Consider the following 25,600-nt stretch of genomic DNA (forward strand, 5'->3'; position numbering starts at 1 on the left):
AGTGCAAAATAAGAAGTGGCAGGGGCGGCAGGACTCGAACCCGCAACCATCGGTTTTGGAGACCGCTGTTCTACCAATTGGAACTACGCCCCTGCAATGTCGACGCATTATAAAGCGCTTTTTTGAAAGGTAAAGTGAAAAAATCACTTTTTTGATTCAACTGCTTCTAAAACAAGCAAAATGGCGAATATTTATCATATTCGCCCTTTTCTTAACCTGGGTGCTAACTCATTTTAGAGTCATGACTCCCACTCGAAGATCACAGAAGAAAAATATATCTACATAGCAGCTAGTTAGAAAGCTAGCTGTTCTCGATAGCATCATCTATACCATGCGCAGAACTTTTTTGATTTTTTGCTGATAGTTTAGCTTTAGCCTAGGCCGAAGATTCTTGTATATCACTACGAAGCTCTTTTTCTCTTCAATACTCAGCCGTCGCAAACCCGAAGCAATTCTATGCATCTTGTGCCTCCAACTGGTCACCATACATTTTAAGTGGTTCGTCAAAACGAGAATTACCAGCAGAGAACTTAGAGGATATTTTTTTGATTATTTTTCATACACACCTTGAAAACCATCAATACTGCTCAAAGATCACACAACGAGGAATAACCTCGTTAAATAAAAGGATCAAATCATGGGTTTGAAACCAGGACCAAAACCAAAAGCCAAATCGACTGGCAAGCCAGATCAACGTCGACGTGACAATAAAAAAACGCCAGGAAACACTCCAGGCCTAAAGCCGAGTAAATCCTCAAGCAAGTAACTCAACCTCAATATCGGGTCAGTGTAAGCGGTACTGACTCTTGTTGCTAAAACCCGCTTCTGCCCCAAAATGAGTTTGCGAGAAGTCCATTTAAACGCCGTAAATCAATTTTTCATTAGAAAATATAATATTTAGGAACTCATTCACTACTTAGAAAAGTGGTATCAGTAATAACCCTTCATAATTAAATTACGAAGGGCAAACAACCAAAATGTTAAGATCATATAGTGAGTATGATTTTCCCAACATGTTGTTTTTCTTGAAATTCAATTTGTGCTTTAACGATTTCCTCTAAAGGGAAGGTCTTAGCTATTAATGGCTTGATATTACCTTGTTCAATATGATGAACTAGATTACTAAAAACACTAGGTTCAAGTACCGTACAACCATAAAAGCTTAAATCCTTAAGGTACAGTGTACGTACATCTAGCTCTACCAAAGGCCCGCCTATTGCGCCAGATACAGCGTAGCGACCTTTGGGGCGTAGAACGTCTAAAAATTCATGCCATTGGTTGCCAGCGACTAGATCTATAACCACGTCTACACTATTTTTTCCTAGTGTATCAACGAGGTTACTGTCTCTGTTAACCACCATATCAGCGCCAGGCTCTCTAACTAATTCACGCTTATTCGAGCTTGTGATAGCAATTACTATCGCGCCACGAGCTTTAGCAAGCTGAATTGCTGCTGAGCCGACCCCTCCAGATGCGCCTGAAATCAAGACATGATCGCCTTCTTTGACTTTGGAACGGGTCAACATGTTTTCCGCGGTAGAATAAGAACACGGAAATGATGCGAGTTCTATATCATTCAACTCTGAATTTATTTTATAGGCGTGCTTTGAAGAAACGACAGTATACTCAGAAAAACCACCATCACATTCAGACCCAAAATACCACGGAGGATTCCTATTCTCACCGTTTACATCGACAATACATGGTTCAACTAGAACACGTTCTCCGATGCGACCTACATCAACGGAGCGACCAACTGCAACAATTTGACCGCAAACATCTGCTCCTTGGATTCTAGGAAAGCTCAGTGCGTTACCACTCCAGCTAGCATCTTCACTGTTTTGGTCGCCTTTTGAGTACCAGCCAATACGAGTATTGATATCCGTGTTATTGACTCCTGCCGCTGATACACGAATTAATACTTCAAAGTCTCTCGGTGTTGGGACAGGAATATCGTCACGATATTCCAGCATATTATAACCACCGTGACCATTAAGTAATACAGATCTCATTGTTTTCGGTATTTTAGTCATACTTTGTTCTCTGATATTAATGCCAAGATTGTGTGTTGTGCTGATTGAATCGCGTCATTTCCTATTATCGGCCACGCGCTAGATACTCCCTCATGAAGTAGATACAAGGGAATAGCTAAGTCTTCGCGTAAGCTTTGTACACCTAAGAAGATCTTAACCTCCTGTTTGTGATTTGTGACCGTATCAGAGATAAGCTCATTCTCAGGGAATGCAGCAAGAGCATTCAGAGACATACAACCATTTGGCGCGTTCTCAGCCATCCAGTTCCCAAGCATGGTGAATATATGTTGTATAGAGCCTAACCCTGCTTCTGGAGAGTGCTCTGACAAAAACTTTAGGTAACGTTGGTGGCGATGCTGCAAAGCTCCGACAATCATCTCTTCCTTAGACGGGTAGTGTTTATACAAGGTTCTTAGGCTTACACCACAGGCGACTTTTAGTTGAGTTACACTAGGCTCAGCAAATCCATATTTGCTAAACGCTTGCTCTAAACTTGCAGCGATCTGGTCTTTTAACATAATGAAACCTATCAAGGTAGAACGTTTATTTTACCTAATATGGTAGAGGGATCGCTCTACCTATGTCAAGAAGGAGTTTCTAGTATTGGAAATATTGGGGGAAGTATAAATACTGAAATGTATTTATGAATGGGTTTAACGAGGTACGTTTTGTTATCCGTATTTTTCTAATTTAGTAAGCTCTGTAACTCACTTTTGTCCAGAAACAAGTTACAGCTTCACCATAATCGGTTTGATATATGTGAAATGAGTTGCTGTGTAGCCAATACCCCAAAAATAGCAGGCCAGCATCACTATAAACATCACTGCGAAGAAACCAAATACCTCCGCAAGGTTTTTTAAGAAGGTAAAAATTCATAAAAAAGGCCAGTCAGAAATACTGGCTGGCCTTTTATTAATCTAACGAAAGCTAGGTTAGGTTTTTACAACCAAGCCTATTCCCACTCGATTGTCGCTGGCGGCTTACCTGATACATCGTAAACCACGCGAGAAATACCATCGATTTCATTGATGATACGGTTTGAAACGTGGCCTAGTAGCTCGTATGGTAAGTGTGACCAACGTGCCGTCATAAAGTCGATAGTTTCAACACAACGTAGTGAGATCACCCAATCGTATTTACGTGCATCGCCCATCACGCCAACAGAGCGTACCGGTAGGAACACGGCGAATGCTTGAGATACTTTGTGGTATAGATCCGCTTTATGTAGCTCTTCAATGAAGATAGCGTCAGCACGGCGCAGTAGGTCACAGTATTCTTTCTTGATTTCACCAAGTACACGAACACCTAGACCTGGACCTGGGAACGGGTGACGATAAAGCATGTCATAAGGCAGACCAAGCTCTAGACCAATCTTGCGAACTTCGTCTTTAAATAGTTCACGTAGTGGCTCAACCAGACCAAGCTCCATATCTTCAGGTAATCCACCCACGTTGTGGTGAGATTTGATCACATGCGCTTTACCGGTTTTTGATGCTGCCGATTCGATAACATCAGGGTAAATCGTACCTTGTGCTAGCCATTTCGCATTTAGGCGTTGGCTGGCTTGCTCATCGAACACTTCAATAAAGGTGTGACCGATTGCTTTACGTTTGTCTTCTGGGTCGTTTAAGCCGTTAAGCGCGTTAAGGAAACGCTCTTCAGCTTCTACCTTAATGATGTTCAGACCAAACTTATCACCGAACATATCCATTACTTGCTGGCCTTCGTTCAAGCGCAGCAGGCCATTATCAACAAATACACAGGTTAGCTTATCGCCAATCGCACGGTGAATAAGCATTGCAACCACTGATGAATCAACACCACCAGATAAGCCAAGGATAACTTCGTCATCCCCTACTTTCTCTTTGATACGCTCAATTGCATCTTCAATGATTTGCTCAGGCGTCCATAGTTTTTCACAACCACAGATATCAATTGCAAAGCGCTCTAGTAAACGCAAACCTTGCTGAGTGTGCGTTACTTCTGGATGGAACTGTACACCATAGAAACGCTTTTCTTCCCAAGACATTGCCGCATGAGGGCAAGTATCCGTTTTCGCTGAAGTTTTGAACGTATCTGGAATTTTAGCAACTTTATCGCCATGGCTCATCCACACGTCTAGGAAACCTGCACCATCTTCGATGTGATCTTCAATCGCTTCGAATAGCTTACAGTCACCTACTTTCTCTACTTTTGCGTAGCCGAATTCTTTTTTATCTGAGCTATGTACCTGACCACCAAGCTGCATTGCCATCGTCTGCATACCGTAACAGATACCCAGTACAGGCACACCGGCTTCGAATACGTAATCTGGTGCTTTTGGGCTACCTTCAAGCGTTGTTGACTCTGGGCCACCTGATAGAATGATACCTTGAGGATTGAACTCACGGATTTGCTCTTCTGTCACATCCCAAGCCCAAAGTTCACAGTAAACACCAATTTCACGTACACGACGTGCAATTAGCTGAGTGTATTGCGAACCAAAGTCTAAGATCAAAATTCGGGAATCGTGGATATCTTTGCTCATTGATAATCTCGTTAGTTAGGAACTAAACAGGATAAAGCCGCATTGCGTCTCTATCAAAAGTAATAAGGGCTAGCAACTTGCTAGCCCAGAAACACGCCTTGAGGCTTAACCCATACGGTAGTTAGGCGCCTCTTTGGTGATCTGCACGTCATGTACGTGAGACTCACCCATACCCGCAGAAGTAACACGAACAAACTGCGGCTTAGTATTTAATTCAGTGATGGTTGCACATCCAGTTAGACCCATTGCACTGCGAATACCACCGATTTGCTGATGGATAATCGTTGCGATTGGTCCTTTGTATGCTACGCGACCTTCGATACCTTCAGGTACTAGTTTGTCCGCAGCATCGCTCTTCTGGAAGTAACGGTCAGACGAACCTTCTTTTTGGTTCATCGCACCAAGTGAACCCATACCACGGTAAGACTTGTAGTAACGACCTTGGTATAGTTCAACTTCACCAGGAGACTCTTCAGTACCCGCCAGCATTGAACCTACCATTACGCATGAAGCACCAGCAACTAGCGCTTTTACGATATCACCAGAGAAACGGATACCACCGTCAGCAATCACTGGAATATCACGACCTTTTAGGCCTTCTACTGCATCAGAGATAGCAGTAATTTGCGGTACACCACAACCCGTCACGATACGAGTAGTACAGATAGAGCCTGGGCCGATCCCCACTTTAACGGCATCTGCACCAGCATCAGCCAATGCAATTGCACCTTCAGCTGTTGCTACGTTACCTGCAACGATTTGTAGTTCTGGATATACTTCACGTGTTGCTTTAACACGGTCAATAACACCTTGAGAATGGCCGTGAGAAGTATCGATTAGTAGTACATCAACACCCGCTTCAACTAAAGCAGCAATACGCTCATCAGTACCAGCACCAACACCAACAGCAGCACCAACACGAAGACGGCCTTGTTCATCTTTACATGCGTTTGGTTTATCTTGCGCTTTTTGGTAATCCTTAACAGTGATCATGCCTTTTAGTGCAAATGCATCATCAACCACTAAGATTTTTTCGATACGGTGTTCGTGCATTAGGCCAAGGATCTCTTCACGAGATGCGCCTTCTTTTACTGTCACTAAGTCATCTTTCTTAGTCATGACCGTTGAAACTGCTTTTTCTAGCTTAGTTTCGAAACGCATATCACGGCTAGTTACAATGCCTTCAAGTTGGTTGTTTGCACCAACAACCGGGAAACCTGAAAACCCTTTGTCCTGTGCAAGCTCCATAGCTTCTGCAATCGTAAGATCAGAAGTAACCGTCACAGGGAAAGAGATAATACCCGCTTCATACGTCTTAACTTTACGCACGTTGCGAGCTTGCTCTTCGATAGTCATGTTTTTGTGGATAAAACCAATACCACCTTCTTGTGCCAGAGCGATCGCTAAGCGCGCTTCTGTCACTGTATCCATTGAAGCGGAAACAAGCGGTAAGTTTAATTCAATCCCACGAGTCAAACGCGTTTTCAGGTTTGCTGTGTGAGGAAGAACAGTTGAATGAGCTGGTACTAAAAGTACGTCGTCAAAGGTAAGGGCTTCTTTTGCAATTCTTAGCATGTTCGCGGCTTCTCTCAAGTGAACTGAGTATAAGGAATTGCGTGCGAATTTTATCAGCGTTCCTTATGGGAGTAAATAAAATTTAGCAAAAAATGTGATAAAGTGACTGTGAATTTTTTATGGAGGCCAACATGGGATACCCCAATAATAATAAAACCTATTCTGTATCAAGACTTAACAGAGAAATACGCTCGCTCTTAGAGCAAGGTTTTGCCTCTGTACAACTCACCGGAGAAATTTCAAACTTTGTTGCTCCGGCCTCAGGGCATTGGTATTTTTCTCTAAAAGATGACAAAGCACAGATAAAAGCGGCCATGTGGCGAGGTAATAATCGTTATTGTAACCACCGCCCGGCTAATGGTCAGCAAGTAATGGTACAAGCTAGAGTGTCAGTGTATGAACCGCGAGGCGACTATCAATTGATAGTCGAACATATGGCCCCTGCCGGTGAAGGTTTGCTCAAGCAGCAATTTGATGCCCTCAAAATGCAGCTAGCCGCAGAAGGCCTGTTTTCAGCTAGTCACAAAAAGCCTTTGCCAAGTGTCATCAATCGCGTGGGGGTCGTCACCTCAGCGACAGGCGCTGCCATCAAGGATATTTTGACCGTACTCAAACGCCGTGCCCCGCAGTTACAGGTCGTTATTTATCCGGCCCTAGTGCAAGGCGATGACGCCAAACAGCAGATTTGCAAACAAATCGCTCAAGCGAATGCTAGACGCGAGGTAGACGTATTGATCGTTGGCAGAGGTGGCGGCTCATTAGAAGACTTATGGAGCTTTAACGAGGAATCAGTCGCAAGGGCTATTTTTGCCAGCTCAATTCCGGTGATAAGCGCAGTGGGCCATGAAATAGATACTACCATTTCCGACTATGTTGCAGATGTCAGAGCGCCAACTCCATCGGCGGCCGCCGAATTAGTGAGCCCAGACTCAGAAGCGTTAAAACAACGTACTTCGCAGTTACTACAATATCTCAATCAAGCTTTTAAACGTCGCCTTGAAGGTGCATCACAGCGTTTGGCAAATTTTGAAGCCCGACTGCAGTTACAACACCCTAAAAATCAACTAATGCAGCAAACACAGCGAGTTGATGAATTAGAGCAGCGATTAATTCGTGCTCAAGCCCATCACTTACGTCAAAAGCAATCGCAATTTCATTTGCTGCAGCATAGATTTGATCGATTACATCCAGAGCAAAGAATCGCTCAGTTCAAACAACTGGTCGCACAACTCGGTGATAAGTTGCAGTATGCAATGGAGCAAAAGCTTAACACACAAAGACATCAACTCGCGGTATCAAGCGCAAAACTAGATAGCGTCAGTCCACTGGCAGTGTTAGCTCGGGGCTATAGTATTGCCAAGCAGGAAGATAAAGTGATTAAGTCAGTGGCGGATGTGGACCCAGAAAAGCCGATAATTACGCAACTGGCTGATGGGGAGGTAGTGTCTATGGTAAAAGCAACCCAGTAAGCGGATATAAAAATGGGGAAGCGATTTCCCCATTTTTAATCTAATAACTTTACAACATCGCTGAAGTGATAGACTCATTTTCGAGCCTATCATCGTCTTCTAGGAAGTTTTGGTTCATACTCTCTGCAGGATATGGGCATGATGGCTTACCAACCACCTTAGCTGGGATCCCCACTACAGTAGTGTGCGGTGCTACAGGGCTGAGTACAACGGAACCTGCCCCAATTCGAGCGCCCTCTCCTACTTCAATGTTGCCAAGTACTTTGGCACCCGCACCAATCAATACACCAGCGCGGATTTTCGGGTGACGGTCACCCTGCTCGTTACCCGTACCACCAAGTGTGACTGATTGCAAAATAGAAACATTATCTTCAATAACCGCGGTTTCACCAATGACTATACCAGTCGCATGGTCAAACATAATACCATGACCGACTTTACAAGCAGGATGGATGTCAACACCGAATACTTCAGAGGTTCTGCTCTGTATAAAGCGAGCCAGCTCTTTTCTATCCTGACGCCATAAGCAGTATGCCAATCGATGTGCTTGGATTGCATGAAAACCTTTCAGATTTAAAATTACGTTGAGATAACTATCGGCAGCTGGGTCGCGATCTTTAACGGCTTTTATATCATGTGCAACATGAGTCAGCATGGTATCGCAGTGCACAAAGGCTTGATCGAACAGCTCGCGAATTGTAAATGCTGACACCACCGCATCCGCTAGCTTATTCGCAACGATAAAGCTTAATGCAGAACCAAGACACTCGTGATTTAAAATACTCGAGTAAACGTGACTAGCAAGCAATGGTTCGCGAGCAACCAACTCATTGGCCTCTTCGCGTAACTTATTCCAAATCTCATGTCTCATGTGACGAACTTCCGATAATACTGATACTTCTCATAGTGTAACGCTTAGAGTCATTAAGTGTCATGTATTATAAAAAATCAGGCTTCAAACACTTGGTTATATCTAATAACCAACCAACATATTTTAGTACGGTTTTAAATGCCCTCTGTTGGACCAAAGATTCTTACAATTTAGCACTGTCGAACTGAGTAGATCTTCGTATAATAACGCCCCATTGAATACTACCAACGCGGGATCGCTAATATGTCGATAAAGATCAAGACAACGGATACCAACAAACCAAATGGCACAGGGCTTGCGCGGATAATCAAAGCAACGCATTGCTCAGCGAAAGGAATGAAAGCAGCCTATAAAGAAGAGTCGGCATTTAGACAAGAAACGTGGTTACTGGTGGCAAGTCTTCCTTTATCAATCATATTGGCGCAAAGTATTGCTCAGTGGGCCTTATTGGTTGGTAGTGTGCTGTTGATATTAGTTATAGAACTTATCAACTCAGCAATCGAAGCGCTGACAGATAGAGTGAGTACCGAACACCACTTACTATCTGGTCGTGCAAAAGATATGGCATCAGCGGCCGTTACGCTGACATTATTAATTAGCTCGTTAATTTGGATAGCCGCTGCAGTGGAGTGGTTCAACACTATAACCTAACATTACGCGTGGTTTTGACACAAAAAAATGGCGGCTAAATTTTTAGCCGCCATTTTTTATTAAGCTGAATAATCGTTATTCAAACACTTTTTCTACATCCAACGTTTTAATATTCTTACTTGGAATATTGAGCGGGTATGTAGCAATTTCAGCATCTTCTGCCAGTAATATATCAGGCTTTTTCGTGTTATAAGTCATAGGAGATGACTGCTCAGCACTTAGGCGCTTCGCCATATCTTTTGCATCACCAGTGATAAACACATAGTGAATATCTTCGGTCTGCAAATTCTCTTTGATAACGCGATTGATATCTTCAACAGACAGCGACGCTAGCTGCTTTGTCACATAAGCAACAAACTCATCGGTGTTGTAGAACTGGCTATCAAGTGCATAACCTAGCTGTCTATCTTGGCTCGCCACCATTTGCGGCACAAAGTTGATTAAGAAGTTACGTGTTGCTTCAAAGTCTGCTTTGCTCATCCCTTCTTTGATCAGCTTATCGAGTTCAAACAATGCAGTGCGCGTTGCAAAATGGGCATCGTTATTAGAACGAAGTGGGCGTAACCACACCTGGAAAATTTGCTCACTACGACCTAAGTTTGCATCCGGCTTAGTTTGGAACATACCACGAGGGAAGTATTCGATATATGCATAATCACCATAGTTCATGCCACGAACCTGACGGATACGCTGGTACAAGTGGCTGTTTGAACTGCGGTGCTCACCAAAGTATGAACGCACTAACCAAAGCGCGGCCCAGTCTTTACTGCTACGAACCGTGTCGATTGGGAAACCAAAAGAGACCGCTGTTGATTTTGCATTCTTTTCTACGATGGTTGCGTGATGGCCAGATAGTTTAGGGGCATCAGGCACTTGTAAACGCGCTTCTTCGCCTTTAGGTAAAGCCGCAAGGTCGTTAAACATCGCTTCTTTTAGCTGTTTATCGAGTGCACCTGTGATACCCACGTTTAGTTTAGCTTGAGTAAATTGCTGAGCGTAAAAAGCCTTAACGTCATCAAGAGTGATTGCTTCTAAGTCTGATAAATCACCAAAGTTATAGCTTTCGTATGGGTGGCCTTTGTACAGCTCGTGATAAAGCACTTCTTTACCTAGCTCTTCATCATTTGACGCTTTCAAACCAGCCTTAATGCCGTCGATTAGCTCTTTTTTCAGACGTTTAAAATCATCTTCTCTGAACCCCGGGGTCAAAAGCTGCTGACTCACAATGCCATACCATTGATCAGCATTGTCTTTATGAATACGACCACGTAAAGAAATCATTTCTTTATCGATTTGATAGCCAAAGCTACCAGCAATCGGGTACAGCGCCTTTTGAATTTCTTTGTATGATTGTGACTCACTTCCACCATTGGCAATCATAGCTGCAGTAAGCGCAGCAAGACCTTTTTTACCTGCAGGATCGGCAGCAGCACCTGTGTAAAAAAGAAAGTTCACATCTACCAGCGGTGAGTTATTGGTCTTGTCTAATACGTTGAAATGACGCGTTACTGGCTTGTCCATTTTTGCCACTAATTTGTCTAAGTTAACTTCCTTATCAAAACCAGAGACAGACTCAAGTGCAGACATAGTCACCGTTGTGCGGCTGCTGTCCACAAAGTATTTATTGGCAATATCACGAATATCTTTTGCAGTGACTTTATCAGCACTTGCATATAGCGCATTCACCACTTCAGGATCACGCTCAAAATGCATGTAGCTCGCGAGTGTCGAAGCAATAGATTGTGATGAGTCAAGGCCGTTAATAAAGCTGTACTTTAGGTTTGATTTAAGTGCAGCAAGTTTATTTTCATCTACCAGCTCTGTGCGTGCTTTTGCGTAAGTGTTATTGATTGCATCACGCACTGTCGCCAAATCTTTTTCATCTTCTACTTTAACGAAAACATGTAGAAGACCAGGGTCTTTGGTTTCAGGGTTATAGGTAAACATTTGGCTTGCAAGCTGTTTGTCTACCACTAACTCTTGATACAATGCTGAGTTTTCAGAGAAATAAAGCTGTGAGATCAGATCAAGTGCCGCTCGGTCTTTTTTCTTCGGCTCCCATGCAGCGCCTTTATACGAAACTAGCAACCAGTGACCCGGTAAGCCATCATATTTTTCGTGAACGTAACGCGCTTTATCTTGCTTTGGCTCAACAGGAATATCGGCTTGGTAGTCACCCTTTTTCCAATTACCCCAATGCTTCTTCACCATAGCCATAGTTGCTTTAGGATCTACATCACCTACGATCACAAGTGATACATACTCAGGCTTATAAAAACGCTCAAAGAAGGTTTTACCATAGGCCATTTGATCTGGCATTGCTTCGATGTCTTCAAAAAAGCCCATAGTTGTGTGTTTATAGGTATGTTTATCAAATGCTTCTTTTCTTACCGCAGAAAGCAGTTTTCGAACCGGACTGGCATTATTTTTAAGGTATTCACCTTTCACAGTTAGTGCTTCGGTGCGGAACTGTTCTTCACTGTATGTCAGGTTTTGAAAGATATCCGCTTCGATTTCTAATACTTTATCTAAATGCTGCTTTGAGAAATTTAAGTGGTAGTTAGTGTAGTCGTTGGTCGTGTAGGCACGATTATCAACACCTGAGTTTTTCAAAATGTCCGAATAAACGTCTTGTGGATACTTTTCTGAGCCTTTGAACATCATATGCTCAAAGAAGTGAGCAAAGCCGGTTTTACCCGCTTCTACTTCATTACGCGAACCAACAGAAACCGGAATTTGAAGCGATACCACATCAGGATAGTTAGTTTTAACTACCATGACGCGAAGGCCATTTTCTAGCTCTTCCAAAACATAATCTTGGGCGAATACTTTATTGGATTGGGCAGCTTGAGTACTTTCAGCTGATTGTTGAGCTTGGTCTGAATTCGTCGCTGCGCAGCCACTAAGCGCTAAGCTTACGGCAAAGCTGGTTGCTAGTAATTTGAATTTCATGAATTTGGTCCTAATCATATTTTTTATTCTAAGTAAGTCGTGTTCACTTACGTTAGCAAACCTCCTGATTATGCCCCAAAGTCATACTAATTCGCTAATTTCCAAGGTGATTTACCACCCTAATGTGTAAACAAATATGAAATTTTGATTTGAGCACTTGAGATTAATTCATAATTATTGAAATTCTTTCATTAAAAAAATCTATCTAGACGTCTAAATGGCTGCTATATTAGTAAAGAGATACAGAAATGCTTTTGTGGAATGAGGATTATGGCTTTAACGCTTCAAGAGAAAATCATTGACCCTAACCAAGGGGTATATTTAATTGGTACCACACCACCTAAGATTGGCACCGACCCAGAGCAGCTAAAATCAATTGCCGCTAAACTTTTAGGCCGTTTACATGAGATTGAATACGACGGCGTGATCATCTATGACATTCAAGATGAAAGCAGCCGTACTCAAGTACCACGCCCATTTCCTTTTAAGCACACCGTTGATCCGTGTGAATATAGCCAGTTGATCCGCGAATTGTCACACCTTGATGTAATTACGTATAAAAGTGTGGCACAGCGCGATAGTGAAGCTTTTGGCGATTGGTTAAGCAGCACCAAACAGCAATATGGGTTAAACAATCTAGTATTAGTGGGCAGCCCGTCTTCACAAGGCGATATTAAATTACCGCTTTCCGAAGCCTATAAAGTATTGAAGCATCATCAAGATGACTTTTTCTTAGGTGGTGTAACGATTGCAGAGCGCCATGCCAGTAAGCGTAATGAACACGAAAGGCTGATAGATAAAACAGAGCAAGGCTGCCAATTCTTTGTTTCCCAAGCAGTGTATGATGCTCAAGCAACCATAGATCTTATCACGAGCTATGCTCGCACCTGTAAACAGCAAGGGCAAACACCAAAACGCATTATTCTTACCTTTACTCCATGTGGTGGGGAAAAAACCTTGCAGTTTATGGAATGGCTGGGGATTTCAGTACCAGAAGCAACCAAATGGCGCATGTTAGATGCAGACAATACACTAAGTGAGTCAATTCGTATTTGTAGAGAAAATCTGGATCAAATCTTAAAAAGCTGCTCACATCTAGATATTTCTCTTGGCTTAAATATTGAGAGCTTAACAAACCGCAAAGAAGAAATTGATGCGTCGATAAACCTTTACAGGCTGTTGAAGGCGACCATGGAATTATGCCTTGCGGAAAAGCAAATTGCTTAATGCAGTCTAGGGCCTGTTGATCTTCCAAGTTTGTTTTTGCAGCAGTTTGATTGGTATTTATACAAGGCAGAGCCTGCGTAGCATAGTCATTCTATGTAAGTCTGGCGATAACATAGTAGAAATGCCAATCAAGCGCTGCCCTTTGGGTTCACCTGAGTGCGCTTTGTTCATTGTTGCTCCACCCTAATGTGTAAACAAATATGAAATTTTGATTTGAGCACTTGAGATTAATTCATAATTATTGAAATTCTTTCATTAAAAAAATCTATCTAGACGTCTAAATGGCTGCTATATTAGTAAAGAGATACAGAAATGCTTTTGTGGAATGAGGATTATGGCTTTAACGCTTCAAGAGAAAATCATTGACCCTAACCAAGGGGTATATTTAATTGGTACCACACCACCTAAGATTGGCACCGACCCAGAGCAGCTAAAATCAATTGCCGCTAAACTTTTAGGCCGTTTACATGAGATTGAATACGACGGCGTGATCATCTATGACATTCAAGATGAAAGCAGCCGTACTCAAGTACCACGCCCATTTCCTTTTAAGCACACCGTTGATCCGTGTGAATATAGCCAGTTGATCCGCGAATTGTCACACCTTGATGTAATTACGTATAAAAGTGTGGCACAGCGCGATAGTGAAGCTTTTGGCGATTGGTTAAGCAGCACCAAACAGCAATATGGGTTAAACAATCTAGTATTAGTGGGCAGCCCGTCTTCACAAGGCGATATTAAATTACCGCTTTCCGAAGCCTATAAAGTATTGAAGCATCATCAAGATGACTTTTTCTTAGGTGGTGTAACGATTGCAGAGCGCCATGCCAGTAAGCGTAATGAACACGAAAGGCTGATAGATAAAACAGAGCAAGGCTGCCAATTCTTTGTTTCCCAAGCAGTGTATGATGCTCAAGCAACCATAGATCTTATCACGAGCTATGCTCGCACCTGTAAACAGCAAGGGCAAACACCAAAACGCATTATTCTTACCTTTACTCCATGTGGTGGGGAAAAAACCTTGCAGTTTATGGAATGGCTGGGGATTTCAGTACCAGAAGCAACCAAATGGCGCATGTTAGATGCAGACAATACACTAAGTGAGTCAATTCGTATTTGTAGAGAAAATCTGGATCAAATCTTAAAAAGCTGCTCACATCTAGATATTTCTCTTGGCTTAAATATTGAGAGCTTAACAAACCGCAAAGAAGAAATTGATGCGTCGATAAACCTTTACAGGCTGTTGAAGGCGACCATGGAATTATGCCTTGCGGAAAAGCAAATTGCTTAATGCAGTCTAGGGCCTGTTGATCTTCCAAGTTTGTTTTTGCAGCAGTTTGATTGGTATTTATACAAGGCAGAGCCTGCGTAGCATAGTCATTCTATGTAAGTCTGGCGATAACATAGTAGAAATGCCAATCAAGCGCTGCCCTTTGGGTTCACCTGAGTGCGCTTTGTTCATTGTTGCTCAACTTTTGCCTAGATTACTAGGCGGCAAGTCGAGCGTCGCGACCAAAACACACTCAGAAGAACAAAAATCAAACAGCGAAGGCCAACAGGCCCTATAGCCAGCTTCATCAAGCTGGCTTTTCTGTTAACCTTGCTGAATTATCCAAAGCTCAGATTAACTTAGGCTCAAGAAAGCGATTAATCCCACCCCAAGTAACAAGCGGTAAATGACAAATGGCATCATGCCCATGCGCTCTATGATTTTCAGGAAAAAGAAGATACAGGCATAAGCTGAGATAAACGACAGTACCGCACCACTTAATAACGCATTCCAATCAACCACTTCATCGCCGGTAGCAAGCTCTAAACTGTAATACAGTCCCATCATCGAAATAACTGGAATAGACATTAAAAACGAAAAGCGCGCCGCACTTTTCTTATCAAGCCCGAGTAATAAACCTGCGGTGATGGTAATGCCTGAACGCGATGTGCCGGGAATGACAGCTGTAATTTGCGCAAGCCCCAGTATCAATGCGCTTTTCCAGTTTAAGGCAAATTCGTCCTTGATTTGTTTCGCTTTCACGTCGGCATACCAAAGCAGTAAACCAAATACTATCGTCGATGTTGCAATCACCCAAGCGCTACGTAAATAAACTTCTACGATATCTTTAAGTAGTGGAGCTAAAATCACGAATGGTATAGTGGCAACCACAATACACCAAGTCAGCCGGCTTTCTTTTGAGTGCGTACCTGAGAATGACTTGAACCATCCTGCCAGTAGGCTGACAATGTCTTGTCGAAAATAAATAACGACAGCCAGCAAAGTACCAACATGAACAGCAACATCAAAGGCAAGACCCTGATCTTGCCAACCTAGTACCTGAGAAGGTAGCAGTAAGTGGGCAGAACTCGAAATAGGTAAAAATTCAGTGAGACCTTGAATAATTGCAAGGACGACAATCTCAATAAAGCTCATTGCTTGGGAAACTCCACTTTCCATAATTTTTGAGTTGGGTTGTGATACTCCTGCCATAACTGAGCAATGGTTTTACCCTCAACAGGATGGATAAAATCAGGAGCTAGTTCAGCTAATGGCTGAAGCACGAAGGCATTTTTGGTTATTTCATCCCGAGGCAACTGAGCGGGTGATGAACAAATAAGGTGGTCATAAAAGAGAATATCGAGATCTAATGTACGTGGACTAAACTTCTTTTCACTACAGCGACGACCATGATCGTATTCTATCGATTTGAGCAGTTTATACACTTCGTCTAAAGACAGCTGTGTTTGTGCTGCAAAGACCGAGTTATAGAAGTTATTTCCTGCAAACCCGACGGCTTCACTCTCAAAAACACTCGAATGTTGAAAATCCGGAAAGTGTTCTATCAATACCCTCAAGCCACTCAGCAAATTTTTTTCTTTTTCTATGTTTGAGCCGAGACTGATAAAAATTTGTGCCATGATAATTCTACTTCTTACGCACAATTTCTACACCAACCGTTTGTGCTTGTGGCACGGCAGCAGGTTTACTCACTTTTATAAGCACTTGTTGTACATTAAATTCATTTAGGATCATTGTAGCAAGCTGTTCAACTAAGGTTTCTAATAGCTCAACTGGTTTTGCTTGGGTATGCGCAATAATACACTCACTCACTTTGGCATAATCAACCGCCAAATTAATATCGTCATGACGAGCGGCAGCGCTAATATCGGTCAACATCTCAACATCAAAGTAAAGGCTTTGTTTACTTTCTTTTTCAAAGTCGTACACTCCTATTATGGCTTCGACGTGTAGCTGTGAGATATAGACTTTATCCATGTAAACTCCAAACATGTTTATCGCTGTAATTCACCCGCATTTTCTAATCGCAATTCGCGATCTGTGCAGGACTTAAGACCGCCGATCATAGCCCAAAACAACGCAATAAAAAATAAGGAAGACAGTGTTAATCAGTTTAATGTGCGTATGTGCTTATTTATTGGGATCGATTTCCTCAGCGATTCTGGTGTGTCGGTTATTCAACCTGCCAGATCCACGCTTTAATGGTTCTAATAATCCAGGCGCAACCAATGTATTAAGATTGGGAGGAAAGATCCCAGCTGCGCTGGTGCTCGTCTTCGATATTCTAAAGGGAACCATCCCGGTGTGGGGAGCCTACTTTCTGAAAATAGAGCCTGTATGGTTAGGTGCAATAGCCGTAAGCGCATGCCTAGGTCACATTTATCCTATATTCTTCCACTTTAACGGTGGTAAAGCAGTAGCAACGGCATTTGGTGCGCTATTACCTATCGGCTTGTCATTGGGTGGGCTATTGATTAGTACGTGGCTCGTGGTGCTAGCGATAACACGCTACTCTTCGCTCGCAGCGATTGTCGCAGTCGCAGCTGCTCCACTTTACACATGGTGGATAAAACCGCTTTATACGATGCCGGTTAGCTTTTTAACTGTGGTGATTATTATTCGTCATAGGGCAAATATTAAAAGGCTCTTGAGTGGTAAAGAGCCCAAGGTGGGGAAAAAGTCTAAAGACTAGGGTCTAGACTTTTTCTAGACTATCCAGCGGCCAACGCGGTTTAGTCTTCATATCAAGTGGCGCATGCTGACCTGCTTTTAGGCGCTGCATTCCTGCATAAGCTATCATCGCCCCATTGTCTGTACAAAACTCAGTGCGCGGGTAATAAACCCGCCCTTTCATACCAAGCATCATGCGCTCAAGCTTTTGCCTAAGTTCAGTATTGGCGCTGACGCCACCTGCAATCACAAGGCTTTTAATGCCGGTTTCTTTTAGTGCTCGCTTACACTTAATCGCTAGCGTTTCTACGACTGCTGTTTGAAAGGCATGAGCAATATCTGCTTTCGTTTGCTCATCATCGCCTTCATTACGGATCGTGTTTGCCGCTGCGGTTTTCAATCCACTGAAACTAAAATCCAGACCAGGTCTGTCTGTCATCGGTTTTGGAAAAGTAAATCGCCCTGCTTGACCCTGTGTCGCCATTTTCGCAAGCATTGGGCCGCCAGGATAATCAAGACCGAGTAGCTTGGCAGTTTTATCAAATGCTTCACCAGCGGCATCATCCACTGACTCACCAAGTACTTCATATTCACCGATACCTGAGACTTTGACCATCATAGTATGGCCACCAGATACTAACAGCGCGACGAATGGGAAATCTGGTTTATCGTCTTCAAGCATAGGGGCAAGCAAATGGCCTTCCATATGATGTACGGCAACAGCTGGGATCCCCCAACCAAACGCTAACGAGCGACCTATTGAGGTGCCAACCAACAAAGCACCGACCAAACCCGGCCCTGCGGTATAAGCAATGCCATCAAGGTCTTCAGGACCGCAACCCGCTTGGGCGAAAGCACCTTCTATCAGAGGAATTGTTTTGCGTACATGATCACGAGAAGCAAGTTCAGGCACTACCCCACCATAATCGGCGTGTACTTTTACCTGAGAATATAATTGATGTGCCAACAGCCCTTGCTCATCATCATAAATAGCAATACCCGTCTCATCACATGAGGATTCTATACCCAAAATACGCAAGTTACTTTCTCCAAACTCTTTACTGCAGCCGCTGATTATACGAAATCAGCTACTCAAGTTCCAAACCAATATTTGTTTGGCCGTCAGCCAGTGCCAAGGCCTTCAGCGACTTCACTGATTCGCTGCTAATACGCCCCATATTTTCCACATGTTCGATAAGCTCAGCGAGGATTTCAATTTCATACTGCATCTGCGGGTGCTCACGCACTAGCTCATTCGTTGGAGATATATCTTCCGCCATCAACATAAACTCGATGTATTTAGCTACCGTTGCCTGAGAAATTTTGGCAACGCTTACAAACTCATGTTCATCTTTTGTCATCAGACCTTGCAACATGCCTAACAACGCTGTCGCTACGTCGATTGCGGGATAGGTACCAAACATATCAAACTCACTGAGCTCAGGTACATTTGGTTCTACCTTTTCAACCAGCTTTTCTAAGCTAATTTTGCTCTTTGGCAGTAATATTTTCTCCCAGATTAAATTCAGCGCATTTCTGAGTACTTGCTCGTCGCCAAAACCCGTTGCCTCACTAAATAGTGAATAATTTGGCAACATACGTTCTATAATAGCAGCGCCTAAGACTGCCTTTTGAAGATAATTTAACTCTCTAATTCTTTGAAAGTTATTTGCTTTGCTCATGCTTATTTCCACATTGCCAGCAATATTCAAACGCTGGTCCATTTAATTCTGCACAGTGGTTACATAGCCAATCCGACAGCTCGGCGGCACTGCGATGACGTGATTTGTTATAGTTTACCAATATTTCCTGAGCCTCGGGTAACTTTATTGCATAAACAAAGAGCTTAATGGCAGCTTGCTCTGCTGGAATTTCACCAATAGCCCCTGACAAATGCTCACCTTGTAAGCGAACCTGAATATTCGCTTGTTCTAGTTGACCTTTGAGTAAATGTGCTTCAACAAAGCCACTGATAGCGCACAATTGCACCCAATGAAAAGGCTGTTCACTCATTGCATTATCTTCACTATTGAATTAGCACTCATTGTGCTCATTTGTTTCTTGATAAAATCATTCATTATCATCACACTTAAACATCAAGCTATTCCATTAAAATACGACTATGACTCTAACAACACCGGGCCTATTATTCCCAGCAATTTCTTTATTGCTACTCGCTTACACCAATCGCTTTTTGGTACTCGCACAATTGATCCGTGAATTAAACGCCCGAGAAGGCGACACCATAAGATCTTTGGTTAAAGCACAAATAGAAAACTTAAGAAAACGAATTAGACTGATCAGACGGATGCAAGTATGGGGTGTAATCGCATTTTTACTCTGCACGTCTTCAATGTTTGCCCTGTTTCTTGAAATATCCTTACTTGGCGTCACATTGTTTGGTGCGAGTCTGTGTAGCCTAACCTTGTCATTGCTACTTTCTCTTTATGAAATCCACATTTCTTGCGATGCAATCGAACTAGAATTGCAAAATATCGAGAAAAAACCTCAACAAGATTAGCGGCCTTGTTACTGCCGACTATACTAATGTTGAGTCAGCATAAAAAGAGGAGCAATCTGTGAGCGGATTTTTGTTCTCAGATGAAGTGCTAGAAAGCCCTACAAATAAAATGGCCGAAACCTACTGGGATATTCTGGTTGTAGATGATGAAGAAGACATTCACCAAGTGACTAAACTGGTGTTGTCTGGCTTTAAATTTGAGAATAAAGCACTGAGATTTCATCACGCCTACTCTGCACAAGAAGCAAAAGCCATCTTGGACACGGAGCAGAATATCTCTGTAGGCCTCATTGATGTCGTAATGGAAAGTAATCATGCAGGGCTTGATTTAGTACGATATATCCGCGATGACTTAGCAAACTTTGATATTCGCCTTGTATTGCGAACAGGTCAACCAGGAGAAGCCCCGGAAGAATCGGTCATTCGCGATTACGATATTAATGACTATAAGAACAAAACCGAGCTCACTGCCGTCAAGCTAAAAACACTACTCTATTCTGCTTTACGGGCTCACCGGGATATTCAAACCATCGAAAAGTACAAAATGGGACTTGAACGCATTATTGATGCATCCTCTAACTTTTTGAAGTGTAGCAATATTCAGGATTTTGCATCAACCATATTATCCCATGTATCCGCAGTAATGGGATTATCTGATTCGGAAATATATTGTGCAGCTGCGGTAAACCACCAAGCCAACGAACCGACAAAATTTAAACTACTTGCAGCCTCAGGGGCAGGCGTAGAACCTAGTATTGTTACCTTGCCCGAGAATGTACAAAATCTGTTTATAGAAACACATAATAAAAAAGCATCGATAAAGACCCGTAACGAATATATTGACTACTTCCCTTCGCGAGAAGGGAGTGAAACGATGATTTATGTGAGTAAGGACAGCGAACTTCATAGCATGGACTTCCAGCTACTTGAATTTTTTGCAAACAATATTGCACTAGCCTACGACAACTTGAAGTTGCGTGAAACCGTCAAAGATTCTCAAAAAGAGCTTTCTTATATTTTGGGTGAAGCCGTCGAAAAACGCTCGAAAGAAACCGGCTCACACGTAAAACGCGTGGCACATTATAGTATGCTTTTAGCTCAGCTTTACGGACTCTCTCACTACCAAGCAGAAATCATCAAACTCGCCTCTCCGCTCCATGACATTGGCAAAATCAGTATTCCAGATCAAATCCTAAATAAACCCGGAAAACTCACTGATGAAGAATGGATAATTATGCAGACGCATGCGCAGCAAGGGTTTGAAATCTTAAAAAATTCAACAAATGAGATTTTGCAGTGTGGCGCATTAATCGCACATCAACATCACGAAAAGTGGGATGGTTCAGGCTATCCTAGGGGTTTAAAGGGAGAGCAAATTAACATTGTCGGCAGGATCACTGCTCTGGCAGATGTCTTTGATGCACTAGGAAGTGAGCGATGTTATAAGCCCGCTTGGCCACTAGATAAAGTAATAGATTTGCTAAATACTCAAAGTGGTAAACAATTTGAACCCAAATTGGTTGACCTTTTTCTAAAAAATCTGGAACAATTTATTGAGATACGTGACAGGTATCCTGACTAACTTTGTAATCAGAATGTAAAAACTTCACTTTCTTTTTCCCGATTGGTGTATTATTATTGGGAAAAGACGTAATAAATGTGTTTTAGTTGAAATTAAAAGGAATTTCACATGAGATTTGAACAACTCGAGCAGTTCGTAGCATTAGGTAATCTAAGACATTTTAGACAAGCCGCAGAACAAACCCAGATCAGTACTTCAGCGCTTACTCGAAGCATCCAAACCCTTGAAGATGAAATAGGTTGTGAACTCGTTAAACGCTCAACACGTTCAGTAAAACTGACTGAACAAGGTGAGCTGTTCTTAAAGTATTGCAAAACAACCTTATCAGAACTCGATCTAACCAAGAAAACCATTAAGCAAAGTTTGTTTGGCCGTGATAACCAAAAGTTAATTATTGGTTATACGACTCAAGCTAGCAGCATAGTGCCAGTTTCTTGCGGTCAGTTTTTAGCTCAGTACCTTAATGTGAAGATCGAAATGCAGTTGCAAGATGAGTTGGAGCTTACTCGTAAGCTACAACTTGGTGAGATTGATATCAGCGTGTATTTACAAAGTGCAAATAGCATAGTGAGTGATATTCACCTGCCTGATCAGTTAGTTTTATTTGTTTCGAGAAATCATCCTCTAGCAAATCAAGACAGCATCAGAAAAGCCGAATTAACGCAATACCCTATGTATGGCTGTTTCTCACAGTCGAAGCAAGTACAAAGTATGCTTAATGAAGCCGTTGATTCGTTAAACAAATCAACGAGCGTTAAAATTGGCAATATTGAACAAGTAATTGATGGTTTGAAGAATAGTAATAGCTTTGCAATTGCGAGTATCGAACATTCAAAAACTATCGCACAAGATCCTAACTTAGTTTTCTTAAAAACCAATAAGGCTTTGGATAGAGAACAATTGATTGTACAAACCAATCACCAAGTTGGCTCAAATGCACATATAAATCACCTGCTTGAGCTAATTGAGGATGCAGCATCTTCGTCTAGCAAGCATACAGTAACTTATTAGTTGCTAAACAGACGGGCAAATAATCTGTATTACTTGCCCGTTTTTAATTACTCGCTTTAGAGCGGTAAAAAGCCCAGCACGACCCCGACAAAAATCGCCAAGCCCACATAGTTATTGTTTAAAAAAGCCCAAAAACATCTGTCTCTATCTCTGTAGCGTATGGCATATTGTTGCCTAATCAGCAGCACAGAGGCTGCTAGTAAGCCGCACCAAAAAGCGAGATTCAAGTCAAACGTTACACCAACTGCCGCCATCATCGCGATAAATGTGATGTTGAGCAGTGCAATAATATGGAGGTCCCATTTGCCGAATAAAATCGCAGTAGACTTTACCCCTATCTTCAAATCATCATCCCTATCTACCATGGCGTACATAGTGTCATAAGCAACCGTCCATATTAAATTCGCAACAAACAATACCCAAGCAAGCACTGGCACATTTTGATTTACTGCCATAAAAGCCATCGGTATTGCCCAGCTAAAGGCAGCCCCAAGTACGAGTTGAGGTAAGTTTGTATAACGTTTCATGAAAGGATAAACAGAGGCTAACGCTAGTGCTCCAAAGGATAATACAATGGTTTGCCAGTTTAAAAAAAGTACCAAAATAAAAGCCACCGCGACCAAAATAGCAAATAGGCCTAGTGCCTCTTTACTCGTTACAGCGCCTCTTGCAAGCGGTCTTGTCGCGGTACGCTTTACAGCTCCATCAACCTTGCGATCAGCAAAATCATTGATAACACAGCCGGCACTGCGCATTATAAATACACCCAGAGCAAAGATAACAATAAGCCAAATACTTGGAACACCTTCAGCTGCAATCCACAGTGACCAAAGCGTTGGCCACAATAATAGTAAAGTCCCGATTGGCTTATCTAATCGCATAAGTTGGCTGTAAGCCTGCCATTTCTGGTGGTCAATCATAAAAGCTTTCCGATATAAAGACTTCACAAACTAAAATCTTTGCTTTGCCGTTTTTAAACCAGCTTCTTCTAGCAAATAAACGCTCTGGGGCGACGCCAGTTGTGGGTGCAATAAGTTCAATCAGCGCCGGATAGTCGGCAGTAGATAAACGAAGAAACTCAAGGGTTCCGCGCTGCCAATTTGAATCAGTAAACAGTAACTCACCCAAAGGTGTCTCACCAATTGCATCCATTCCGACAGTACATGCGTCCTCATTGAGCCAACTTTGTCCAAATACAGCTGCTTTACCGTTACAATTTAACGTTACTTCTCGGCACCAAACCTGTTCAGAAAGATCCGTACGTAACGCTTCAGGAGCGCTCCTGAACTCATTAGCAAGCACAGTCACAGAAAACCTTTCACAAGTTTCTTTCAATTTTGCGGTTAGAGATTGAGCCTCTAGTAAATAAGGAGAAAGTGCTGGCTCAACATCCACCAACTGTGTGTTCTTCAGCCAAGGGAGCTCTAAGGGTAATTGCAAAGGCAACGTTCTATTTCCGTTTTAAAAATCCGCGGTCATAATAGCAGAGCAGCGGCTTTCTAAAAAGTTTATGTTTGTATTGAAGCTACCTGTAAAATCAACGCAATTATGTATAAACTAAGTAAAAAGTAATTTGTATTAGGATACCTAATTAAACATGAGACTGTTGGCTGTTGTACTCACATTATGCATTGCATTAACCACGGCTTTCCCTGTAAAAGCGGACTCAACTATTGGGTATTTCGGGTTTGAGCCAGATATCATCACAAACTACATAGGCCAGTCCAACAAAAAGCTCGGTTATGTCCGTGTTACCGTTGACCTAATGTTAAATGACGTTGCGAATATTGCCGTGGTTGAACACCATACTCCTTTACTAAGAGATGCTATCGTACAGATCCTGAGTAAAGAAAACGAAGAAACCATTAAATCATTAACTGGCAGAGAAGAAATCAGAAAACGCTGTGCTGAAAAGCTAAAGACACTGCTAAAAGAAGAAACTGGGCAGGAAATTGTTCGTGATGTGCTTTTTACCAAATATTTATATCACTAACCGAATCAACTCATACACGAACTCGGAAGCACTAGATCCCGAGTTCGACGTAACTAGCTACTCTCTTTGAGTTGCCTGTTGATAGGCCAAAATACCGCAACCAACATACCTGATAGCAATCCAAACAAATGCGCCCAGTTAGCCATGTTAATAAAAAACATATCCGTAAATCCAAACAGCATCCAAAGCAGCATAAAGCCAATAACAGGTTTAGAGACCAAAGCGGCTCCGGCGGGATTTCGATGACCAATAACCCAGCAGAAACCTAGTAGTCCGTAGACCACGCCACTTAGTCCACCAAAATTAGCGTCAACGAATAGGAACTGCATAAAGTTACTAGTTAAGCCGGTTACAAAGTAGATGCAAACTAATGCCCAGAGCCCGAGTTTCTCTGAAATTTGTGCGCCAAGGTGTAACCACCAGCTTAAATTAAAAATCAAATGTATGGCGCTAAAATGTATGAGTGTAGGTGCTATCCAAGTCCAAGGTTTATCTAGGGAAAAACGTAGTGCAGAAAAGATGCCATTAGCGTCACCAAACAGCATGGCGACAAAAATAATAATACTGACACCAAAAACGCCCTGCAATAACCAGTTTAATCCCGCAAAGCGCCGCACCAAGTTTAAGTTTTGGCCTTGATAGCTAAATAACCCCTGTGTACTTCCGGTTTGCCAAGAAGCCGCTTGATATAAGTCGGCCTCAGGTTGCTCCAAAAACGTTTGCCAAAGACGCATAGCAAGCGCTTCATCACCACGCTCTAGCCAAACTTCAACTTGTTGCCCATCGTGACTTTGCAAAACACAATAAATCCCTTGCGTCTTAAAATAATCGACCGCACCTTGAGCTAGTCGTGCATTGTGATAATGGGCTATTAACTTCACTTTTCAATCTCGTTTGGCAATTCACTTGCCCACTGCGTAAAACCGCCATCCATACTGTAAACATCTTCAAAGCCTTGCTCAACTAGGTAGTTAGCTGCGCCTTGTGAGGAGATCCCGTGATAACACACAACCACGATTGGTTGGTCAAACTCTTTCTCCTGCATGAAATGAGCAAGATTAGCATTAGATAAATGTTCAGCGCCTGGAATATGCCCTTGTGCAAAAGTATTTTCATCGCGAATATCTGCTACCACAACATCATCATTGCCTAAAAGCGCTTGTGTGTCTGCTACTGAAATATGTTTAAAAGACATGTGTTACCCATTTAAAACTAAAAAATAAAAGA

Annotated in this window: 26 protein-coding genes and 1 tRNA gene; 10 read left to right on the forward strand and 17 right to left on the reverse strand. The window is 42.4% G+C overall.

Annotated elements, in window-relative coordinates; all coding sequences use genetic code 11:
• Window positions 1-16 precede the first annotated feature (16 nt).
• Window positions 17-93 (reverse strand) — tRNA-Trp (locus tag PPIS_RS11125).
• Between the two features lie 544 nt (window positions 94-637).
• Here PPIS_RS11125 and PPIS_RS25620 point away from each other — a divergent pair.
• Window positions 638-766, forward strand: coding sequence for a hypothetical protein (locus PPIS_RS25620; RefSeq protein ID WP_010374643.1), 129 nt, complete (start codon window positions 638-640; stop codon window positions 764-766).
• A 220-nt stretch (window positions 767-986) separates the two neighbouring features.
• On the opposite strand, the gene PPIS_RS11130 is transcribed toward PPIS_RS25620, so the two are convergent.
• The 4 genes from PPIS_RS11130 to guaB all read right to left on the reverse strand — a co-directional run bounded on the left by PPIS_RS11130 (window position 987) and on the right by guaB (window position 6,135).
• The gene (locus PPIS_RS11130) at window positions 987-2,033 is read right to left on the reverse strand and encodes an alcohol dehydrogenase family protein (protein ID WP_010374642.1); all 1,047 of its coding nucleotides are present in this window, start codon (window positions 2,031-2,033) and stop codon (window positions 987-989) included.
• Window positions 2,030-2,551 (reverse strand): TetR/AcrR family transcriptional regulator, encoded by a 522-nt coding sequence (locus PPIS_RS11135; RefSeq protein WP_010374641.1) that lies wholly within the window; start codon window positions 2,549-2,551, stop codon window positions 2,030-2,032. Before PPIS_RS11135 ends, PPIS_RS11130 begins: the two co-directional genes overlap by 4 nt.
• A 434-nt stretch (window positions 2,552-2,985) precedes the next feature.
• Window positions 2,986-4,560 (reverse strand): glutamine-hydrolyzing GMP synthase, encoded by a 1,575-nt coding sequence (gene guaA, locus PPIS_RS11140; protein WP_010374640.1) that lies wholly within the window; start codon window positions 4,558-4,560, stop codon window positions 2,986-2,988.
• A 105-nt stretch (window positions 4,561-4,665) separates the two neighbouring features.
• Window positions 4,666-6,135, reverse strand: a complete 1,470-nt coding sequence (guaB, locus tag PPIS_RS11145) for an IMP dehydrogenase (RefSeq protein ID WP_010374639.1) — start codon at window positions 6,133-6,135, stop codon at window positions 4,666-4,668.
• A gap of 131 nt (window positions 6,136-6,266) precedes the next feature.
• Here guaB and xseA point away from each other — a divergent pair, with 131 nt between their 5' ends.
• Window positions 6,267-7,604 (forward strand): exodeoxyribonuclease VII large subunit, encoded by a 1,338-nt coding sequence (xseA, locus tag PPIS_RS11150; RefSeq protein ID WP_010374638.1) that lies wholly within the window; start codon window positions 6,267-6,269, stop codon window positions 7,602-7,604.
• 49 nt (window positions 7,605-7,653) lie between these two features.
• On the opposite strand, the gene cysE is transcribed toward xseA, so the two are convergent.
• The gene (gene cysE / locus PPIS_RS11155) at window positions 7,654-8,475 is read right to left on the reverse strand and encodes a serine O-acetyltransferase (RefSeq protein WP_010374637.1); all 822 of its coding nucleotides are present in this window, start codon (window positions 8,473-8,475) and stop codon (window positions 7,654-7,656) included.
• A gap of 243 nt (window positions 8,476-8,718) precedes the next feature.
• On the opposite strand from cysE, the gene PPIS_RS11160 reads away from it, so the two are divergent.
• On the forward strand, window positions 8,719-9,126 hold the full coding sequence (locus tag PPIS_RS11160; RefSeq protein WP_010374636.1) for a diacylglycerol kinase: 408 nt from the start codon (window positions 8,719-8,721) through the stop codon (window positions 9,124-9,126).
• 75 nt (window positions 9,127-9,201) lie between these two features.
• On the opposite strand, the gene PPIS_RS11165 is transcribed toward PPIS_RS11160, so the two are convergent.
• Window positions 9,202-12,078, reverse strand: a complete 2,877-nt coding sequence (locus PPIS_RS11165) for a M16 family metallopeptidase (protein WP_010374635.1) — start codon at window positions 12,076-12,078, stop codon at window positions 9,202-9,204.
• A 270-nt stretch (window positions 12,079-12,348) separates the two neighbouring features.
• On the opposite strand from PPIS_RS11165, the gene PPIS_RS11170 reads away from it, so the two are divergent.
• Entirely contained in the window at window positions 12,349-13,305 is a 957-nt protein-coding gene (locus PPIS_RS11170) for a methylenetetrahydrofolate reductase (RefSeq protein ID WP_010374634.1), read from the forward strand.
• 334 nt (window positions 13,306-13,639) lie between these two features.
• Window positions 13,640-14,596 carry a methylenetetrahydrofolate reductase gene (locus PPIS_RS11175; RefSeq protein WP_010374634.1) on the forward strand — a complete coding sequence of 319 codons (957 nt, stop codon included), beginning with the start codon at window positions 13,640-13,642 and terminating at the stop codon, window positions 14,594-14,596.
• 333 nt (window positions 14,597-14,929) lie between these two features.
• On the opposite strand, the gene PPIS_RS11180 is transcribed toward PPIS_RS11175, so the two are convergent.
• From PPIS_RS11180 to folB, 3 genes are read right to left on the reverse strand one after another with little or no spacing between them, the layout of a single operon-like run.
• Window positions 14,930-15,730: an undecaprenyl-diphosphate phosphatase gene (locus PPIS_RS11180; RefSeq protein WP_010374633.1), complete on the reverse strand. Its 801-nt coding sequence runs from the start codon at window positions 15,728-15,730 to the stop codon at window positions 14,930-14,932.
• Window positions 15,727-16,215: a 2-amino-4-hydroxy-6-hydroxymethyldihydropteridine diphosphokinase gene (folK, locus tag PPIS_RS11185; protein ID WP_010374632.1), complete on the reverse strand. Its 489-nt coding sequence runs from the start codon at window positions 16,213-16,215 to the stop codon at window positions 15,727-15,729. The genes PPIS_RS11180 and folK overlap by 4 nt, the downstream gene beginning before the upstream one ends.
• Window positions 16,216-16,222: 7 nt before the next feature.
• Window positions 16,223-16,573: a dihydroneopterin aldolase gene (gene folB / locus PPIS_RS11190; protein ID WP_010374631.1), complete on the reverse strand. Its 351-nt coding sequence runs from the start codon at window positions 16,571-16,573 to the stop codon at window positions 16,223-16,225.
• 124 nt (window positions 16,574-16,697) lie between these two features.
• Here folB and plsY point away from each other — a divergent pair, with 124 nt between their 5' ends.
• The gene (gene plsY / locus PPIS_RS11195; RefSeq protein WP_026345588.1) at window positions 16,698-17,288 is read left to right on the forward strand and encodes a glycerol-3-phosphate 1-O-acyltransferase PlsY; all 591 of its coding nucleotides are present in this window, start codon (window positions 16,698-16,700) and stop codon (window positions 17,286-17,288) included.
• A gap of 3 nt (window positions 17,289-17,291) precedes the next feature.
• Here the strand turns inward: plsY and tsaD are convergent, their stop codons facing one another.
• The 3 genes from tsaD to PPIS_RS11210 are packed head-to-tail and all read right to left on the reverse strand — an operon-like array spanning window position 17,292 to window position 19,279.
• Window positions 17,292-18,305: a tRNA (adenosine(37)-N6)-threonylcarbamoyltransferase complex transferase subunit TsaD gene (gene tsaD / locus PPIS_RS11200; protein ID WP_010374629.1), complete on the reverse strand. Its 1,014-nt coding sequence runs from the start codon at window positions 18,303-18,305 to the stop codon at window positions 17,292-17,294.
• 49 nt (window positions 18,306-18,354) lie between these two features.
• Window positions 18,355-18,948 carry a YjaG family protein gene (locus PPIS_RS11205; protein WP_010374628.1) on the reverse strand — a complete coding sequence of 198 codons (594 nt, stop codon included), beginning with the start codon at window positions 18,946-18,948 and terminating at the stop codon, window positions 18,355-18,357.
• Window positions 18,932-19,279, reverse strand: a complete 348-nt coding sequence (locus PPIS_RS11210; protein WP_010374627.1) for a putative signal transducing protein — start codon at window positions 19,277-19,279, stop codon at window positions 18,932-18,934. The genes PPIS_RS11205 and PPIS_RS11210 overlap by 17 nt, the downstream gene beginning before the upstream one ends.
• A 109-nt stretch (window positions 19,280-19,388) precedes the next feature.
• Between PPIS_RS11210 and PPIS_RS11215 the strand changes: the two genes are divergently transcribed.
• The 3 genes from PPIS_RS11215 (at window position 19,389) to PPIS_RS11225 (ending at window position 22,380) form a co-directional block, all read left to right on the forward strand.
• On the forward strand, window positions 19,389-19,787 hold the full coding sequence (locus PPIS_RS11215) for a DUF2721 domain-containing protein (protein WP_010374626.1): 399 nt from the start codon (window positions 19,389-19,391) through the stop codon (window positions 19,785-19,787).
• 58 nt (window positions 19,788-19,845) lie between these two features.
• Complete coding sequence (locus tag PPIS_RS11220; protein ID WP_010374625.1) at window positions 19,846-21,369, forward strand: DUF3369 domain-containing protein; 1,524 nt, start codon at window positions 19,846-19,848, stop codon at window positions 21,367-21,369.
• Window positions 21,370-21,477: 108 nt separating this feature from the next.
• Complete coding sequence (locus PPIS_RS11225; protein WP_010374624.1) at window positions 21,478-22,380, forward strand: LysR family transcriptional regulator; 903 nt, start codon at window positions 21,478-21,480, stop codon at window positions 22,378-22,380.
• Between the two features lie 56 nt (window positions 22,381-22,436).
• Here PPIS_RS11225 and ubiA read toward each other — a convergent pair whose 3' ends face one another.
• Entirely contained in the window at window positions 22,437-23,300 is an 864-nt protein-coding gene (gene ubiA / locus PPIS_RS11230; RefSeq protein WP_010374623.1) for a 4-hydroxybenzoate octaprenyltransferase, read from the reverse strand.
• Window positions 23,293-23,820, reverse strand: a complete 528-nt coding sequence (locus PPIS_RS11235) for a chorismate--pyruvate lyase family protein (RefSeq protein ID WP_248694171.1) — start codon at window positions 23,818-23,820, stop codon at window positions 23,293-23,295. The genes ubiA and PPIS_RS11235 overlap by 8 nt, the downstream gene beginning before the upstream one ends.
• A gap of 157 nt (window positions 23,821-23,977) precedes the next feature.
• Here PPIS_RS11235 and PPIS_RS11240 point away from each other — a divergent pair, with 157 nt between their 5' ends.
• A complete protein-coding gene (locus tag PPIS_RS11240; protein WP_010374621.1) occupies window positions 23,978-24,373 on the forward strand; it encodes a flagellar basal body-associated protein FliL in 396 nt (131 codons plus the stop codon).
• 53 nt (window positions 24,374-24,426) lie between these two features.
• Here the strand turns inward: PPIS_RS11240 and glpG are convergent, their stop codons facing one another.
• Together glpG and glpE are read right to left on the reverse strand one after the other, a co-directional pair.
• Window positions 24,427-25,254, reverse strand: coding sequence for a rhomboid family intramembrane serine protease GlpG (gene glpG / locus PPIS_RS11245; RefSeq protein WP_010374620.1), 828 nt, complete (start codon window positions 25,252-25,254; stop codon window positions 24,427-24,429).
• Complete coding sequence (glpE, locus tag PPIS_RS11250) at window positions 25,251-25,568, reverse strand: thiosulfate sulfurtransferase GlpE (protein WP_010374619.1); 318 nt, start codon at window positions 25,566-25,568, stop codon at window positions 25,251-25,253. Before glpE ends, glpG begins: the two co-directional genes overlap by 4 nt.
• Between the last annotated feature and the right edge of the window lie 32 nt (window positions 25,569-25,600).

Source organism: Pseudoalteromonas piscicida, assembly GCF_000238315.3.
In the GTDB taxonomy this organism is placed as follows: Bacteria; Pseudomonadota; Gammaproteobacteria; order Enterobacterales; family Alteromonadaceae; genus Pseudoalteromonas; species Pseudoalteromonas piscicida.